The organism is Dyella sp. NPDC103356 (assembly GCF_055584465.1).
Map to the genome: position 1 here is coordinate 1 of NZ_JBVJLZ010000018.1, position 14,958 is coordinate 14,958.

A 14,958-nucleotide genomic window follows, 5' to 3' on the forward strand; every position below is an offset into this window, starting at 1 on the left:
AAGGTCGGTGACGAAGTGGAAGTGGTCGGTATTCGTCCGACCCAGAAGACCACGGTGACCGGTATCGAAATGTTCCGCAAGCTGCTGGACCAGGGTCAGGCAGGCGACAACGCCGGTCTGCTGCTGCGTGGTCTGAAGCGTGACGACGTGGAGCGTGGCCAGGTGCTGGCCAAGCCGGGTTCGATCACCCCACACACGGACTTCGAGGCCGAGATCTACGTGCTGTCGAAGGACGAAGGCGGTCGCCACACCCCGTTCTTCAGCAACTACCGCCCGCAGTTCTACTTCCGCACGACGGACGTGACCGGTGCGATCAAGTTGCCGGAAGGCACGGAGATGGTGATGCCGGGCGACAACGTGAAGATCACGGTGAGCCTGATCCACCCGATCGCGATGAGCGAAGGCCTGCGTTTCGCGATCCGCGAAGGCGGCCGCACCGTCGGCGCCGGCGTGGTTGCCAAGATCGTCAAGTAAGTTTCGTAGCTCAGGCTATGGAGAGGCCGCCCTATTGGGCGGCTTCTTTTTTCAAAGGGTAGGGCGACGATCCCCGATTGGCGTGTAGGACATCTTTCCTTAGCGACTGCTTGCGGCGCCCGAAAAGTTACGCTATAGTTGCAAAGTTACCTAGCCAGATAGCCTTCAAAGCTATCCGGCACACCGCGAAATGAGGCCCAAGGATGGCGCTTCGAGTTCGCTTACATGGATTGTTGCGGGGATACCCGGTCTCGAGCTAAGTCTCTGACGATCTGTGTGTTTTCGCGAATGTTTCCCGTCTGGGCAGGCCGGTTAACGGCCTGCCTGGCGTTTTGGGGTCTTCCTGATGCGGTTTTCAGGGGGCTCTTTGCAGTAAATGCTGTACTGGGTTGTGCGGGGCGGTGAGAAGCCACCTCGGATCACATAACGTTCTTTTGATAACAGGACACGGTTTATGGCGAACCAAAAGATTCGCATTCGGCTCAAAGCGTTCGATCATCGTCTGATCGACCGTTCGGCCAGCGAGATCGTCGAGACGGCCAAGCGCACTGGCGCTACGGTTCTCGGCCCGATCCCGCTTCCGACCAAGATCGAGCGCTACACCATTCTGGTGTCGCCGCACGTCGACAAAGATGCTCGCGACCAGTACGAAACCCGTACGCACAAGCGAGTGCTCGATATCGTTGACCCCAACGACAAGACCGTGGACGCGCTCATGAAGCTTGATCTCGCCGCTGGCGTAGACGTTCAGATCAAGCTCGGTTGAGCGATAGACAGGATACGAACATGAGTATCGGACTAGTTGGCCGCAAGTGCGGCATGAGCCGACTCTTCACTGAAGACGGACGCTCGATTCCGGTGACGCTGATTGAAGCCACCCCGAATCGCGTTACGCAGCTGAAGACGGAAGATAACGATGGCTACAGCGCCGTGCAGGTTGCAGTGGGTGCCAAGCGCGCCAATCTGCTGACCGCGCCGCTGAAGGGTCACTACGCCAAGGCGAAGGTTGAGCCAGGTCGTGGTCTGTGGGAGTTCCGCGTGTCTGCCGACGATCTCGGCAAGTACAGCGTGGGCGCCGAGATCAAGGCCGACGACGTGTTCCAGGTGGGTCAGATCGTTGACGTCGCCGGCGTGTCGAAGGGCAAGGGCTTCCAGGGCGCCATCAAGCGCCACAACTTCAGCATGGGTGACGCCACCCACGGTAACTCGCTGTCGCATCGCGCGCCGGGTTCTATCGGTCAGCGTCAGACCCCAGGCCGCGTGTTCCCGGGCAAGAAGATGGCCGGTCACATGGGTGCGGTCAATCGCACGCAGCAGGGCCTGGAAGTGGTCAAGGTGGACGCCGAGCGTCATTTGATCGCGGTGAAGGGCGCCGTGCCGGGTGCTACCGGCGGCGACGTCGTCATCCGTCCGACGACCAAGGGTTGAGGAGAGACACCATGGAATTGAATGTCATTGGTGCCAAGCCGCTCAGCGTGTCGGACGAAGTGTTCGGCGCCGAGCTCAAGAAGGCCCTGATCCATCAGGTAGTCGTCGCTTACCAGGCCGGCGGTCGCGCCGGTACCAAGGCGCAGCTGTCGCGCGGTGAGATGTCGGGTACCACCAAGAAGTTCAAGAAGCAGAAGGGCGGCGGCGCTCGTCACGGCGACTATCGCGCTCCGATCTTTATCGGCGGTGGTGTCACCTTTGCCGCCAAGCCGCGCAGCTTCGAACAGAAAGTCAACCGCAAGGCCTATCGCGTCGCGATCCGCTCCATTCTCGCGGAGCTGAACCGTCAGGGTCGTTTGAAGGTCGTCGAAAGCTTCGGCATCGACGCTCCCAAGACCAAGTCGATGATCGCCAAGATGGCTGAGCTCGAGGTGTCCGGTCGCGTGCTGATGGTGTCGGAAGACGCCAACGAAGCGCTCTACCTGGCTGCCCGTAACATCCCCTACCTCCATGTCGTCGACGTGTTGGCGCTGAACCCGGTTAGCCTGGTCGGTTCCGATCACATCGTCATGACGGTCGAGGCGGTGAAGAAGGTCGAGGAGTGGCTGGCATGAGCAACGAACGCATTCTCAACACGCTGCGCGCGCCGCACATCTCCGAAAAGGCTGCTCGTCTGGCCGAGAGCAATCAATACGTTTTCGTGGTGGCCCCCGAGGCAACGAAGGCTGATGTCCGCGCAGCGGTGGAAGCCATGTTCGACGTCAAGGTCGAGCAGGTGAACCTCGTCAACGCCAAGGGCAAGGTCAAGTCCTTCCGTTTCCGCGCCGGCAACCGTCAGGGCAAGCGCAAGGCCTATGTGCGTCTCGCCGATGGTCACACCATCGACGTGTCCGCCAAGGCCTGAGCCAGGAGTTTTGTGAGATGGCATTAATTAACCACAAGCCCACTTCTCCCGGTCGTCGCGACTCGGTAAGTGTGCACACCCCGGGCCTGCACAAGGGCGCGCCGTACGCGCCGTTGACCGAATCGCAGTCCAAGACGGGTGGCCGTAACCACTATGGTCGCATCACCATTCGTCATCGCGGCGGCGGTCACAAGCAGGCCTACCGCATCATCGACTTCAAGCGCGACAAGGAAAGCATTGCCGCCAAGGTCGAGCGTATCGAGTACGATCCGAACCGCACCGCGCACATCGCGTTGCTGTGCTACGCCGACGGCGAACGCCGCTACATCATCGCGCCCAAGGGCGTGCAGGTGGGTGATCGTCTGGTGTCGGGTACCGATGCGCCGATCAAGGCCGGCAACAGCCTGCCGCTGCGCAATATCCCGGTCGGTAGCACGATCCACTGCATCGAGATGAAGCCGGGCAAGGGTGCGCAGATCGCACGCTCCGCCGGTGCCTCGGTTCAGCTGGTCGCTCGTGAATCCGGTTATGCCACGCTGCGTCTGCGCTCCGGCGAAATGCGCCGCGTGCCGGTCGACTGCCGCGCCACCATCGGCGAAGTCGGCAACGGCGAGCACAGCCTGAAGAAGCTGGGCAAGGCCGGTAAGAAGCGCTGGCAGGGTATTCGCCCGACCGTCCGCGGTGTAGTCATGAACCCGGTCGACCATCCGCACGGCGGTGGTGAAGGCAAGACCTCCGGCGGCCGTCATCCGGTCAGCCCGTGGGGCACGCCGGCCAAGGGCTACAAGACCCGTAACAACAAGCGCACACAGCAGTTCATCGTGCGTCGTCGCAAGTAATAGGAAACCGTCATGCCGCGTTCATTGAAGAAAGGTCCGTTCGTCGACCTTCACCTCGTGAAGAAGGTGGAAGCTGCGGTTTCCACTAACAACAAGCGTCCGATCAAGACCTGGTCGCGCCGCTCCATGATCCTGCCGGAAATGGTGGGATTGACCATCGCCATCCACAACGGTCGCCAGCACGTGCCGGTGCTCGTCAACGAGAACATGGTCGGGCATAAGCTCGGCGAGTTCGCGGTGACCCGCACTTTCAAGGGCCATGGCGGCGATAAGAAGGGCAAGTGATGAGCACCGAAGCCAAAGCGATCCTGCGCAGCGCTCGCATCTCAGCGCAGAAGGCACGCCTGGTAGCTGACCTGGTCCGCGGTTTGCCCGTGGGCCGTGCCAGCGACGTGCTCCAGTTCACCAACAAGAAGGCCGCACACCTCGTTCGCAAGGTGCTGCTGTCGGCCGTCGCCAACGCCGAGAACAATCTCGGCGCTGATGTGGACGAGCTGAAGGTCTCGAGCATCTTCGTGGACGAAGGTCCGGCGATGAAGCGTATGTATGCCCGCGCCAAAGGCCGCGGTTCGCGCATCTTGAAGCGCACCAGCCACATCACTGTGGTCGTTGGTAACTGAGGGATATAGACGATGGGTCACAAAGTTAATCCAATCGGTATCCGCCTCGGTATTGCCAAGGACTGGAACTCGAAGTGGTACGCCAATAAGGGCGATTACGCCAAGTACCTCGCTGCCGACCTCAAGGTCCGCGAGATGCTGCGCAAGAAGCTGGCAGCCGCCGGCATCTCGAAGATCCAGATCGAGCGTCCGGCCAAGACCGCACGCGTGACGATCCACACGGCCCGTCCGGGCGTGGTGATCGGCAAGAAGGGCGAGGATATCGAGAAGCTGCGTAAGGAAGTCAGCCAGCTGATGGGCGTTCCGGCGCACATCAACGTCAACGAGGTGCGCAAGCCGGAGCTCGACGCTCAGCTGGTCGCCGAGTCGATCGCGCAGCAGCTCGAGCGTCGCATCATGTTCCGCCGCGCCATGAAGCGCTCGGTCGGCAACGCGATGCGCCTGGGCGCCCTCGGTATCAAGATCAACGTGTCCGGTCGTTTGAACGGCGCCGAAATCGCTCGCTCCGAGTGGAGCCGCGAGGGCCGCGTGCCGCTTCATACGCTGCGTGCGGACATCGACTACGGCTTCGCGGAAGCGAAGACCACCTACGGCATCATTGGCATCAAGGTGTGGGTCTACAAGGGCGAAATCTTCGACCTTTCCCAGATCGGCCAGGAGTCGAAGGAAGAGCAGTCGCAGCAGCCGCGCCGCGAAGGTGGCGAGGGCCGTCGTGATCGTGAATCGCGTCGTGATGGCGAAGGCCGTCGCGACCGTGCAGCGAAGTAAGGAGAGTTGCCATGTTGCAACCCAAGCGAACCAAATACCGTAAGCAGTTCAAGGGCCGTAACGACGGTCTGGCTTTCAGCTCCAACCTCGTGAGCTTCGGTGAGTACGGCCTCAAGGCCACCACTCACGGCGCGCTGACCGCGCGCCAGATCGAAGCGGCACGTCGTTGCATCACCCGTTTCGTGAAGCGCGGCGGCAAATTGTGGATCCGCGTGTTCCCGGACAAGCCGATCACCAAGAAGCCGATCGAAGTCCGAATGGGCGCCGGTAAGGGCGGCGTGGAATTCTGGGTCGCTCCGATCCAGCCCGGCCGCATGCTCTATGAAATCGAGGGCGTCGACGAGGCAACGGCACGCGAGGCATTCCGCCTGGCCGCCGCCAAGCTGTCGGTGCAGACCCAGTTCGTATCGCGGGCGGTGATGTGATGGCCATGAAAGACTTGAACACGAAATCGGCCGACGAGCTGAAGCAGCACCTGCTGGACCTGCGCAAGGAGCAGTTCAACCTGCGCATGCAAAAGGGCACCGGCCAGCTCAATCAGCCGCACCAGCTGCGCCGAGTTCGGCGCGACATCGCCCGCACGAAGTTCGTGCTCGGCGCTAAGAAGTAAGGACGGCGGATATGAGCGACAACCAAAAGCAGGCACGTACCCTCGAGGGTCGTGTCGTCAGTAACAAGATGGACAAGACGGTTACCGTCCTGATCGAGCGCCAGGTGCAGCATCCGCTGCTCGGCAAGATCGTCCGTCGTTCGACCAAGCTGCATGCGCAAGACGAGCTGGGTGCGAACGAAGGCGACGTGGTGCGTATCGCGGAGTGCCGCCCGCTGTCCAAGACCAAGCATCACCGCGTGGTCGAAATCGTCACGCGCGCCAGCGTCTAAGGGAGGGTGCAGACATGATTCAGATGCAAAGCACGCTTTCCGCAGCAGATAACAGCGGCGCGAAAGAACTGATGTGCATCAAGGTGCTCGGCGGCTCCAAGCGTCGCTATGCGGGCATCGGCGATGTCATCAAGGTCACCGTGAAGGATGCGATCCCGCGCGGTAAGGTAAAGAAGGGCGAGGTGTACAACGCCGTGGTGGTTCGTACCGCCAAGGGTGTGCGCCGTCCCGATGGCTCGCTGATCCGTTTCGACGGCAATGCAGCGGTGCTCCTCAACAACAAGCTCGAGCCGATCGGCACCCGTATCTTTGGGCCGGTGACTCGTGAGCTGCGCAGCGAGAAGTTCATGAAGATCGTCTCGCTCGCACCCGAAGTGCTCTGAGCGGAGAAGACCCATGAACCGTATCCGCAAGGGTGATCAGGTCATCGTGATCACCGGCAAAAACAAGGGCCAGCGCGGCGACGTGCTGCGCGTTGACGGCGATCGCGTGTTCGTCTCCAACGTGAACCTGGTCAAGCGCCACACCAAGCCGAATCCGCAAGCCAACCAGGCCGGCGGCATCGTCGAGCGTGAAGCTTCGATCCATATCTCTAATGTGCAGCTGTTCAACCCCGCCACGAACAAGGGTGAACGCGTCGGCTTCAAGGTGCTCGAAGATGAGCGCAAAGTCCGCGTGTTCCGTTCGTCTGGCGAGGTCGTGGACGCGTAAGGAACACAAGTCATGACGCGCCTTGAAACTTTTTATAAAGACCAGGTCATCCAGAAGCTCACCGAGCGTTTTGGTTACCAGAACGTGATGCAGGTTCCCCGCATCACCAAGATCACGCTGAACATGGGCGTGGGCGAAGCTGCGGGCAACAAGAAAGTGCTCGAGAACGCCGTGGCCGACATGGCCAAGATCTCCGGCCAGAAGCCGATCCAGACCAAGGCGCGCGTGTCCGTTGCCTCGTTCAAGATCCGCGATGGCTGGCCGATCGGCTGCAAGGTCACCTTGCGTCGCGCCCAGATGTGGGAATTCCTGGATCGTCTGATCAACATCTCGCTGCCCCGTACCCGCGACTTCCGCGGCGTGTCGGGTCGCGCCTTCGATGGCCGTGGTAACTACAACTTCGGTATCAAGGAACAGATCATCTTCCCGGAAATCGATTTCGACGCTGTCGACGCGATGCGCGGTATGGATATTTCCATCACCACCACCGCCAAGACCGACGAAGAAGCCAAAGCGCTGCTGGAAGCTTTCAGCTTCCCGTTCCGCAACTAAGAGAGTCGCGAGAATATGGCCAAGACCTCCATGGTGAACCGCGACCTCAAGCGGACCAAGCTCGTCAAGAAGTACGCCGCCAAGCGCGCCGAACTGAAGGCGATCGTGCTGAGCCCCAAGTCCTCCTACGAGGAGAAGATGGACGCTCAGACCAAGCTGCAGAAACTGCCGCGTGATGCGAGCCCGAGCCGCCAGCGTACCCGCTGTGCGCTGACCGGCCGTCCGCGCGCTGTGTACCAGAAGTTCGGCCTCGGCCGTAACAAGCTTCGCGAAGCCACCATGCGTGGCGACGTTCCTGGCCTGCGTAAGGCCAGCTGGTAAGACCAAAGAGGGCAGGGCCTTCGGGCCTGCCTAACCGGCGGGGGCATGGCGACATGCCCCCGTTGACGCGACTTTTGCCCCGCTATTCGCAAAAGCTGGAAAAGCTGCTATAGTCGACGGTCTGTGTTACGCAGAACGCCGTCTCTACGGCTCACAATCGAATATTGATTTCCGGTTTTATCGGATATCGGTGCACTCTGAAGGATGTTTTCATGAGCATGACTGATCCCATCGCCGATCTGTTTACGCGCATCCGCAATGCCCAGCTCACGGGCAAGCAGGCCGTAAGCATGCCGTCGTCAAAGATGAAGGTGGCCCTGGCCAACCTTCTGAAGAATGAGGGCTATATCCTCGACGCCAAGACCTCCACGCAGGAGGGCAAGCCGGTGCTCGAGCTCAAGCTGAAGTATTTCGAAGGCCGTCCGGCCATCGAGCGCATCGAGCGCATCAGCCGTTCCGGCCTTCGCGTGTATCGCGGCAAGACTGAATTGCCGAAGATCCTGGGCGGCCTGGGCATTTCCATTATCTCGACTTCGGCAGGCCTGCTGACCGACGCGCAAGCTCGCGCCAAGGGCTTGGGCGGCGAAGTCATCGGCATGGTCGCTTAAGGAGTTTCCGATGTCTCGAGTTGCCAAAAAGCCGATTTCGCTGCCGAAGGGCGTGGAACTAAACGTCGCCGAGAACAGCATCTCGGTGAAGGGTCCCAAGGGCACCCTGTCCACGCATCATCTGCCGGGCGTCACGGTTGCCGTCGATAACGGCACGGTCAATATCCAGGTTGCCGAAGGCGCCGAGGACAAGTTTGGCGGTACGGCGCGTGCGCTGTTGGCCAACATGGTCAAGGGCGTGTCCGACGGTTACGAGCGCAAGCTCGAGCTGGTCGGCGTCGGTTACCGCGCCGCCATGGCCGGCAAGGATCTGAACCTCAGCCTGGGCTTTTCGCACCCGGTGGTGTTCAAGGCGCCGGAAGGCATCAGCCTCGAAACCCCGTCGCAGACCGAAATCCTGATCAAGGGTTCGGACAAGCAGCTGGTGGGCGAAGTCGCTGCCAAGATCCGTGGTTATCGTCCGCCGGAACCCTACAAGGGCAAGGGCGTGCGTTATTCCGGCGAGAAGATCACCCTGAAGGAAGCTAAGAAGGCTTAATGCGCTGCAAAGCGCTCGCCTATCCGCTTTCTGGAGAGAACCTATGAACAAGAATGAATCCCGCCTGCGTCGCGCCAAGTCGACCCGCTCGCATATCCGCAAGCTGGCCGTGGCTCGTCTGTCGGTGCATCGCACCGGTCAGCACCTGTACGCACAGGTGTTCGACGCTTCGGGCAAGAACGTCGTCGCTGCAGCGTCCACCGTGCAGAAGTCGGTCGCCGAAGGCCTGAAGGGCACCAAGAACCTCGAAGCGGCTGCGGCCGTGGGCAAGGCGGTGGCCGAGCGTGCCATGGCTGCCGGCATCGAGTCTGTGGCATTCGATCGCTCGGGCTTCCGTTATCACGGTCGCATCAAGGCTCTGGCCGATGCGGCGCGCGAAGCGGGCCTGAAGTTCTAAAAACTTTTGGATTCGGGCGTTGATGTAACCGGCGCCCGACTCCATACGCAATACCTAACAACTCCAAGCGGCTCAGCCGCAAGAAAAGTCCCGGGTAGTCCGGGCATACGGAAAAGAATTCATGTCTTCTACCGATCGCGAAAATTCAGACGGCCTGCTCGAGAAGCTGATTGCCGTTAACCGCGTGGCCAAGACCGTCAAGGGTGGCCGCCAGATGAGCTTTACCGCGCTGACCGTCGTCGGCGACGGCGAAGGTAAGGTCGGCTTCGGCTATGGCAAGGCGCGCGAAGTGCCGGTCGCCATCTCCAAGGCCATGGAACGCGCTCGCCGCAACATGGTGAGCATCGACCTGAACAACGGCACCCTGTGGTACGCCATCAAGGCCAACCACGGCGCTGCTCGCGTGTTCATGCAGCCGGCTTCTGAAGGTACCGGCGTCATCGCCGGCGGCGCGATGCGCGCTGTGCTGGAAGTGGTCGGCGTCAAGAACGTTTTGGCCAAGGCCGTCGGTTCGCGCAACCCGATCAATCTGGTTCGCGCCACCATCAAGGGCCTCCAGGCCGTCGCCTCGCCGAAGCAGATCGCTGCCAAGCGTGGCAAGACCGTGGAAGAGGTGCTGGGCAATGGCTAACAATGACAAGACCGTTCGCGTTCGCCTGGTCAAGGGCCTGCGCGGTGTGCAGAGCCGTCATCGCCTGAGCGTGAAGGCGCTCGGCCTGAACAAGCTCAACGACGTCCGTGAGTTGAAGGACAGCCCGCAGGTGCGTGGCCTCATCAACACGGTCTATTACCTCGTGCGGGTTGAGGAGTAAGCATCATGCGTCTTAACGACATCAAGCCGGCCGCCGGTTCCCGCAAGACGCGTCTGCGCGTCGGTCGCGGTATCGGTTCGGGCCTGGGCAAGACCGCAGGTCGCGGTCACAAGGGTCAGCACGCTCGCGCGGGCGGTACCCATAAGTACGGTTTCGAAGGCGGTCAGATGCCGCTGCAGCGCCGCCTGCCGAAGGTCGGTTTCCGTTCGCTGAAGAAGGCCGAGAGCCAGGAAGTTTTCCTGTATCAGTTGGCCAACCTGAAGGTGGACGAGATCAATCCGGTCGTTCTGCACCAGGCAGGTCTGATCGACAGTCGCGCCAAGAAGGTCAAGGTCGTCGCCAAGGGCGAGATCGGCCGCGCGGTGAAGTTGATCGGCATTCTGGCAACGGCCGGCGCCAAGGCAGCTATTGAAGCTGCCGGCGGCAGCGTGGAGTAATCACGTGGCGGCTGCCCAGGGCTCATCGCTCGGATCGCTCGGTAAGCTGACGGAACTGCGTCAGCGCATCTTCTTTGTGCTTGGTGCGCTGATCGTCTTCCGTCTCGGTTCGTTCATTCCGGTTCCGGGCGTCAACCCCGAAGCCATGACGAACCTGATCGAACAGGGCGGCGGCCTGCTGAACATGTTCAACATGTTCTCGGGCGGTTCGCTGGCACGTTTCTCGGTGTTCGCACTGGGCGTCGTGCCATACATTTCGGCGTCGATCGTGGTGCAGATGATGGGTTCGGTGATCCCGAGCCTGCAGGCACTGCGTAAAGAGGGTGAGTCGGGTCGTCGAAAGATGACCATGTACACACGCTTCGGCACGGTGGGCTTGGCGGCCTTCCAGGCGTTCGGCATTGCGGTTGCCCTGCAAAAGCAGGTCGCCCAGGGCGGAGCGCCGGTGGTCTACACGCCGGGTTTCGGTTTCATCATGGCGTCGATCGTCGGTCTTACCGCCGGCACGATGTTCCTGATGTGGCTGGGTGAGCAGATCACCGAGCGGGGTATCGGTAACGGTATTTCGCTGCTGATCTTCGCCGGTATCGTGGCGGGTCTGCCGGGTGCGGTTGCGCACACGCTGACCATGGCCAATAACGGCGAACTCTCGGTGCTGCGCCTGATCATGGTGATCGCGTTGATTCTCGCGGTAACTGCCTTCGTGGTGTTCATGGAGCGCGCCCAACGGCGCATTACCGTGAACTACGCGCGGCGATCCGGCGGGCAGCGGGCCTACATGAACCAGACCTCGCACCTGCCGCTGAAGATCAATATGGCGGGCGTCATTCCGCCGATCTTCGCGTCGAGCCTGTTGATGTTCCCGACTACCGCAGCAACGTGGTTCGGTCAGGGTCATCAGGCGCGCTGGTTGCAGGATCTGGTCCAGGCCTTGGCCCCGGGCGAGCCTTTGCACGACATCTTGTTCGCGGTGCTGGTGATCACGTTTGCCTTCTTCTATACGGCAATCGTGTTCAACTCCCAGGAAACGGCGGACAATTTGAAGCGTTCGGGTGCATTGATTCCGGGTATCCGCCCGGGTCATGCGACGGCTAACTACATCGATGGCGTGATGACCCGGCTTACCGGTATCGGAGCGATCTATCTGGTGCTGGTCTGCCTGGTCCCGACGTTTATGCAGAATCTTTGGCATGTTCCTTTCTACTTCGGCGGCACCTCTCTGCTGATCGTGGTGGTTGTGGTGATGGACTTCACTGCTCAGGTGCAGGCGCACTTGGTCAGTCACCAATACGAAAGTCTGCTCAAGAAGGCCAATCTCCGCCGCAACTGATGGCTGCTGGGGCGGTGGAGTAAGGGCTGGAACCGGGGAGCGGCGGCACAGGGTGCCGCAGGGCTTTCCTATAGGGTTAATTCAGGTTAGAATTGCGCGTTTACCGCGCACGAAACGCATCGGAGAAAGTACATCATGGCGCGCATCGCGGGTGTCAATTTGCCGGTCCAGAAGCATGTCTGGGTTGGCCTGCAAAGCATTTATGGTATCGGTCGCAGCCGGGCCAAGAAGGTTTGTGCGGACGCTGGCGTGGTTCCCACCACGGCCATCAAGTCCCTCAGTGAAGGCGAAGTTGAAAAGCTTCGTGCCGAAATCGGCAAGTACGTCGTTGAAGGCGATCTGCGCCGCGAGGTGGGTATCGCCATCAAGCGTCTGATGGATCTGGGTTGCTACCGCGGTCTGCGCCACCGCCGTGGCCTGCCGGTGCGCGGCCAGCGCACGCGTACCAACGCACGTACCCGCAAGGGTCCCCGTCGCGCGATCAAGAAGTAACGGATTCCAAACATGGCTAAGCCGGTTAAGACCAAGAAGAAGATCAAGCGCGTTGTCACGGATGCCGTGGCTCACGTGCAGGCCTCCTTCAACAACACCATCGTCACCATCACCGATCGTCAGGGCAATGCTCTGTCGTGGGCTACTGCAGGCGGCGCGGGTTTCCGCGGTTCGCGCAAGTCCACCCCGTTCGCTGCCCAGGTTGCCGCCGAAAAGGCTGGCCGCGCTGCAGGCGATTACGGTGTGAAGACGGTCGAAGTGCGCATCAAGGGCCCGGGTCCGGGTCGTGAGTCCGCCGTGCGTTCGTTGAATGCACTGGGCTACAAGGTGCTCAACATCATCGACGTCACGCCGATTCCGCATAACGGCTGCCGTCCCCCCAAGAAGCGTCGAGTCTAAGGAGCATACCCATGGCCCGTTATCGTGGAGCTACCTGCAAACTCGCCCGTCGTGAGGGTGCAGATCTCAGCCTGAAGAGTCCGGCTCGCGCCATCGACTCCAAGTGCAAACTGGAAAACAAGCCCGGTCAGCATGGCGCCAACAAGCGCATGCGCATGTCCGACTACGCCAACCAGCTGCGTGAAAAGCAGAAGGTCAAGCGTATCTACGGTGTGCTCGAGCGTCAGTTCAGCAACTACTACACCAAGGCATCCAACCTCAAGGGCAACACGGGTGAGAACCTGCTGCGCCTGCTCGAGAGCCGCCTTGACAATGTCGTCTATCGCATGGGCTTCGCGGTAACCCGCGCCCAGGCTCGTCAGCTGGTCAGCCACAAGGCTGTGCTGGTGAACGGCAAGAAGGTGAACATTCCGTCGTACCAGGTTCGTCCGGGCGATGCGATTGCCTTGACCGAGCGCGCTCGCACTCAGCTGCGCGTGCAGGAAGCGGCAACCGTCTTCGACACCATGGACCTGCGTCCGCAGTGGGTCGAAGTCGACTCCAAGAAGTTCGAAGGCACCTTCAAGTCGACGCCGGATCGCGGTGATCTGCCGTCCGACATCAACGAAAGCCTGATCGTCGAGCTTTACTCGAAGTAATCAACCGGAGCTCTGCATGGCAGTTTCGTCAACTAGCGTGCTGCGGCCGCGTGGCCTCAGTGTCGAGCAGCTCGGATCCAACCGCGCCAAAGTGGTGGTCGAGCCTCTCGAACGTGGCTTCGGCCACACTCTGGGCAATGCGTTGCGTCGCGTGCTGCTTTCCTCGATCCCTGGCTCTGCCATCGTCGAGGTAGAAATCGATGGCGTGCTGCACGAGTACACCACTCTGGAAGGTTTGCAGGAGGACGTGATCGAAGTCCTGCTGAACCTCAAGGACGTGGCAATTCGTCAGCATACGGGTGACGAAGTCACCCTGACCTTGGCCAAGAAGGGCAAGGGTGTGGTTACCGCTGGCGACATCGCGGTCGATCACTCGGTAGAAATCATCAATCCTGAGCATGTGATCTGTCACCTGACCAAGGATATCGCCCTCAACATGCGCTTGAAGGTGCGTCGCGGCGTCGGCTATCAGCCGGCCAGCACGCGCCAGCATCCGGATGAAGAGGCTCGCCCGATCGGTCGCCTGCAGCTCGACGCGTCGTTCGCGCCGGTGTTGCGTGTGGCTTACGAAGTGGACGCGGCTCGTGTCGAGCAGCGCACCAACCTCGATAAGCTGGTGCTCGATATCGAAACCAACGGCACCATCGGTGCGGAAGACGCGGTTCGCAAGGCCGCCGAAATCCTCAACGACCAGCTGTCGGTGTTCGGTGACTTCTCGCGTCGCGAAAGCGCGACCGATAAGGCAGAGAAGGGCGGGTTCGATCCGCTGCTGCTCCGTCCGATCGACGACCTGGAGCTGACGGTGCGTTCGGCCAACTGCCTCAAGGCCGAGAGCATCTACTACATCGGCGACTTGGTGCAGAAGACCGAAGTCGAGCTGCTGAAGACCCCGAACCTGGGTAAGAAGTCGCTGACCGAAATCAAGGATGTCCTGGGCGGGCGTGGTCTCGCACTCGGCATGAAGCTTGAAAACTGGCCGCCGCCGGGCTTGTCGCACGGTATGCAGCTGGGCTGATGAATTCGAGGGCGACCGGATGCGGTCGCCCTCGACTTTGCACGACTGGCCTTGGTGCCAGATGAAAAACGCGGCCCATAGAGGCCGTGCTCTTATAACAGGGCGTTTTTAGAGCCTTGAATAGCGGGTAACCGCGGGAAGTCGGCTCATAGTGACCGGCTTTTCATAACAACAGACTAGAGAGTAATCGCCATGCGCCACCAGAAATCCGGTCGCAAGCTCAATCGCACGAGCAGCCACCGCGAAGCCATGTTCAAGAACATGGCCGCGTCGCTGATCAAGCACGAGCTGATCCGCACCACCCTCCCGAAGGCCAAGGAACTCCGTCGCGTCGCCGAGCCGCTCATCACGCTCGCCAAGACCGATGGCGTTGCCAATCGCCGTCTCGCTTTCTCGCGTCTGCGCGACAAGCAGGCTGTGGGCAAGCTGTTCGTCGAGCTGGGCCCGCGTTACCGCGAGCGTCCCGGCGGCTACCTGCGCATCCTCAAGTGCGGCTTCCGCGCTGGCGACAATGCGCCGATGGCCTACGTCGAACTGGTTGATCGCCCGCAGGTCGAGGCAGTGGACGCTGAGTAAGCGTTAGTTGCATCTGATTTGATGAAAACCCCGGCCCTTGGCCGGGGTTTTTGTTTGTGTGCTTGTTGAGCAATACGTTGAGGGCTTAAAGCGCCCCCTCACCCCAACCCTCTCCCCCGGCTGAGTGTATGGACCGGAGACATAGGTAACAGGTGTTCGGGGACATGGGTTACACCTCGCCGAGGTCGAAGCGAGGTGTCCCATGCCCTGGAACGCG

Annotated in this window: 28 protein-coding genes; all 28 read left to right on the top strand. The window is 60.9% G+C overall.

Going from position 1 to position 14,958, the window contains the following annotated elements; all coding sequences use genetic code 11:
• The coding region (locus ACZ6WW_RS23080) for an EF-Tu C-terminal domain-related protein (RefSeq protein WP_465276282.1) at positions 1-474 on the top strand (474 nt) is incomplete at its 5' end.
• A gap of 454 nt (positions 475-928) precedes the next feature.
• On the top strand, positions 929-1,240 hold the full coding sequence (gene rpsJ, locus ACZ6WW_RS23085; protein ID WP_014402136.1) for a 30S ribosomal protein S10: 312 nt from the start codon (positions 929-931) through the stop codon (positions 1,238-1,240).
• A gap of 20 nt (positions 1,241-1,260) precedes the next feature.
• Positions 1,261-1,902, top strand: coding sequence for a 50S ribosomal protein L3 (gene rplC / locus ACZ6WW_RS23090; protein ID WP_281849859.1), 642 nt, complete (start codon positions 1,261-1,263; stop codon positions 1,900-1,902).
• 11 nt (positions 1,903-1,913) lie between these two features.
• Entirely contained in the window at positions 1,914-2,516 is a 603-nt protein-coding gene (rplD, locus tag ACZ6WW_RS23095; protein WP_465276283.1) for a 50S ribosomal protein L4, read from the top strand.
• Positions 2,513-2,806 carry a 50S ribosomal protein L23 gene (gene rplW, locus ACZ6WW_RS23100; protein ID WP_281849857.1) on the top strand — a complete coding sequence of 98 codons (294 nt, stop codon included), beginning with the start codon at positions 2,513-2,515 and terminating at the stop codon, positions 2,804-2,806. Before rplD ends, rplW begins: the two co-directional genes overlap by 4 nt.
• Positions 2,807-2,823: 17 nt before the next feature.
• On the top strand, positions 2,824-3,645 hold the full coding sequence (gene rplB / locus ACZ6WW_RS23105; protein WP_281849856.1) for a 50S ribosomal protein L2: 822 nt from the start codon (positions 2,824-2,826) through the stop codon (positions 3,643-3,645).
• Between the two features lie 12 nt (positions 3,646-3,657).
• The gene (gene rpsS, locus ACZ6WW_RS23110; protein WP_026635835.1) at positions 3,658-3,930 is read left to right on the top strand and encodes a 30S ribosomal protein S19; all 273 of its coding nucleotides are present in this window, start codon (positions 3,658-3,660) and stop codon (positions 3,928-3,930) included.
• Complete coding sequence (rplV, locus tag ACZ6WW_RS23115; RefSeq protein ID WP_281849855.1) at positions 3,930-4,265, top strand: 50S ribosomal protein L22; 336 nt, start codon at positions 3,930-3,932, stop codon at positions 4,263-4,265. Before rpsS ends, rplV begins: the two co-directional genes overlap by 1 nt.
• Positions 4,266-4,277: 12 nt before the next feature.
• Entirely contained in the window at positions 4,278-5,033 is a 756-nt protein-coding gene (gene rpsC, locus ACZ6WW_RS23120; RefSeq protein ID WP_281849854.1) for a 30S ribosomal protein S3, read from the top strand.
• An 11-nt stretch (positions 5,034-5,044) separates the two neighbouring features.
• The gene (gene rplP / locus ACZ6WW_RS23125; protein ID WP_266169348.1) at positions 5,045-5,458 is read left to right on the top strand and encodes a 50S ribosomal protein L16; all 414 of its coding nucleotides are present in this window, start codon (positions 5,045-5,047) and stop codon (positions 5,456-5,458) included.
• Positions 5,458-5,643, top strand: a complete 186-nt coding sequence (gene rpmC / locus ACZ6WW_RS23130; RefSeq protein WP_281849853.1) for a 50S ribosomal protein L29 — start codon at positions 5,458-5,460, stop codon at positions 5,641-5,643. The genes rplP and rpmC overlap by 1 nt, the downstream gene beginning before the upstream one ends.
• Before the next feature lie 11 nt (positions 5,644-5,654).
• On the top strand, positions 5,655-5,915 hold the full coding sequence (gene rpsQ, locus ACZ6WW_RS23135) for a 30S ribosomal protein S17 (RefSeq protein WP_281849852.1): 261 nt from the start codon (positions 5,655-5,657) through the stop codon (positions 5,913-5,915).
• Positions 5,916-5,929: 14 nt separating this feature from the next.
• Complete coding sequence (gene rplN / locus ACZ6WW_RS23140; RefSeq protein WP_114845475.1) at positions 5,930-6,298, top strand: 50S ribosomal protein L14; 369 nt, start codon at positions 5,930-5,932, stop codon at positions 6,296-6,298.
• A 13-nt stretch (positions 6,299-6,311) separates the two neighbouring features.
• Complete coding sequence (gene rplX, locus ACZ6WW_RS23145) at positions 6,312-6,626, top strand: 50S ribosomal protein L24 (protein WP_281849851.1); 315 nt, start codon at positions 6,312-6,314, stop codon at positions 6,624-6,626.
• A 12-nt stretch (positions 6,627-6,638) separates the two neighbouring features.
• A complete protein-coding gene (gene rplE / locus ACZ6WW_RS23150) occupies positions 6,639-7,178 on the top strand; it encodes a 50S ribosomal protein L5 (protein ID WP_281849849.1) in 540 nt (179 codons plus the stop codon).
• Between the two features lie 15 nt (positions 7,179-7,193).
• Positions 7,194-7,499, top strand: coding sequence for a 30S ribosomal protein S14 (gene rpsN, locus ACZ6WW_RS23155; protein ID WP_281849848.1), 306 nt, complete (start codon positions 7,194-7,196; stop codon positions 7,497-7,499).
• A gap of 212 nt (positions 7,500-7,711) precedes the next feature.
• Positions 7,712-8,107 (top strand): 30S ribosomal protein S8, encoded by a 396-nt coding sequence (rpsH, locus tag ACZ6WW_RS23160; RefSeq protein ID WP_281849847.1) that lies wholly within the window; start codon positions 7,712-7,714, stop codon positions 8,105-8,107.
• Between the two features lie 10 nt (positions 8,108-8,117).
• Positions 8,118-8,645 (top strand): 50S ribosomal protein L6, encoded by a 528-nt coding sequence (gene rplF, locus ACZ6WW_RS23165; protein ID WP_281849846.1) that lies wholly within the window; start codon positions 8,118-8,120, stop codon positions 8,643-8,645.
• A gap of 43 nt (positions 8,646-8,688) precedes the next feature.
• Positions 8,689-9,042 carry a 50S ribosomal protein L18 gene (gene rplR, locus ACZ6WW_RS23170; RefSeq protein WP_281849845.1) on the top strand — a complete coding sequence of 118 codons (354 nt, stop codon included), beginning with the start codon at positions 8,689-8,691 and terminating at the stop codon, positions 9,040-9,042.
• Between the two features lie 121 nt (positions 9,043-9,163).
• Entirely contained in the window at positions 9,164-9,673 is a 510-nt protein-coding gene (rpsE, locus tag ACZ6WW_RS23175; RefSeq protein WP_115477099.1) for a 30S ribosomal protein S5, read from the top strand.
• Positions 9,666-9,854 carry a 50S ribosomal protein L30 gene (gene rpmD / locus ACZ6WW_RS23180; protein WP_188799882.1) on the top strand — a complete coding sequence of 63 codons (189 nt, stop codon included), beginning with the start codon at positions 9,666-9,668 and terminating at the stop codon, positions 9,852-9,854. Before rpsE ends, rpmD begins: the two co-directional genes overlap by 8 nt.
• A 5-nt stretch (positions 9,855-9,859) precedes the next feature.
• Positions 9,860-10,291: a 50S ribosomal protein L15 gene (gene rplO / locus ACZ6WW_RS23185; protein WP_465276284.1), complete on the top strand. Its 432-nt coding sequence runs from the start codon at positions 9,860-9,862 to the stop codon at positions 10,289-10,291.
• Between the two features lie 4 nt (positions 10,292-10,295).
• Positions 10,296-11,621, top strand: a complete 1,326-nt coding sequence (gene secY / locus ACZ6WW_RS23190; RefSeq protein WP_281849843.1) for a preprotein translocase subunit SecY — start codon at positions 10,296-10,298, stop codon at positions 11,619-11,621.
• Positions 11,622-11,756: 135 nt separating this feature from the next.
• Positions 11,757-12,113 carry a 30S ribosomal protein S13 gene (gene rpsM, locus ACZ6WW_RS23195; RefSeq protein ID WP_281849842.1) on the top strand — a complete coding sequence of 119 codons (357 nt, stop codon included), beginning with the start codon at positions 11,757-11,759 and terminating at the stop codon, positions 12,111-12,113.
• 12 nt (positions 12,114-12,125) lie between these two features.
• Positions 12,126-12,512, top strand: coding sequence for a 30S ribosomal protein S11 (gene rpsK / locus ACZ6WW_RS23200; protein WP_007513384.1), 387 nt, complete (start codon positions 12,126-12,128; stop codon positions 12,510-12,512).
• 11 nt (positions 12,513-12,523) lie between these two features.
• Positions 12,524-13,150: a 30S ribosomal protein S4 gene (gene rpsD, locus ACZ6WW_RS23205; RefSeq protein WP_281849839.1), complete on the top strand. Its 627-nt coding sequence runs from the start codon at positions 12,524-12,526 to the stop codon at positions 13,148-13,150.
• A gap of 16 nt (positions 13,151-13,166) precedes the next feature.
• Complete coding sequence (locus tag ACZ6WW_RS23210; RefSeq protein ID WP_281849838.1) at positions 13,167-14,165, top strand: DNA-directed RNA polymerase subunit alpha; 999 nt, start codon at positions 13,167-13,169, stop codon at positions 14,163-14,165.
• A gap of 192 nt (positions 14,166-14,357) precedes the next feature.
• A complete protein-coding gene (gene rplQ, locus ACZ6WW_RS23215; RefSeq protein ID WP_465276285.1) occupies positions 14,358-14,741 on the top strand; it encodes a 50S ribosomal protein L17 in 384 nt (127 codons plus the stop codon).
• Positions 14,742-14,958 lie beyond the last annotated feature (217 nt).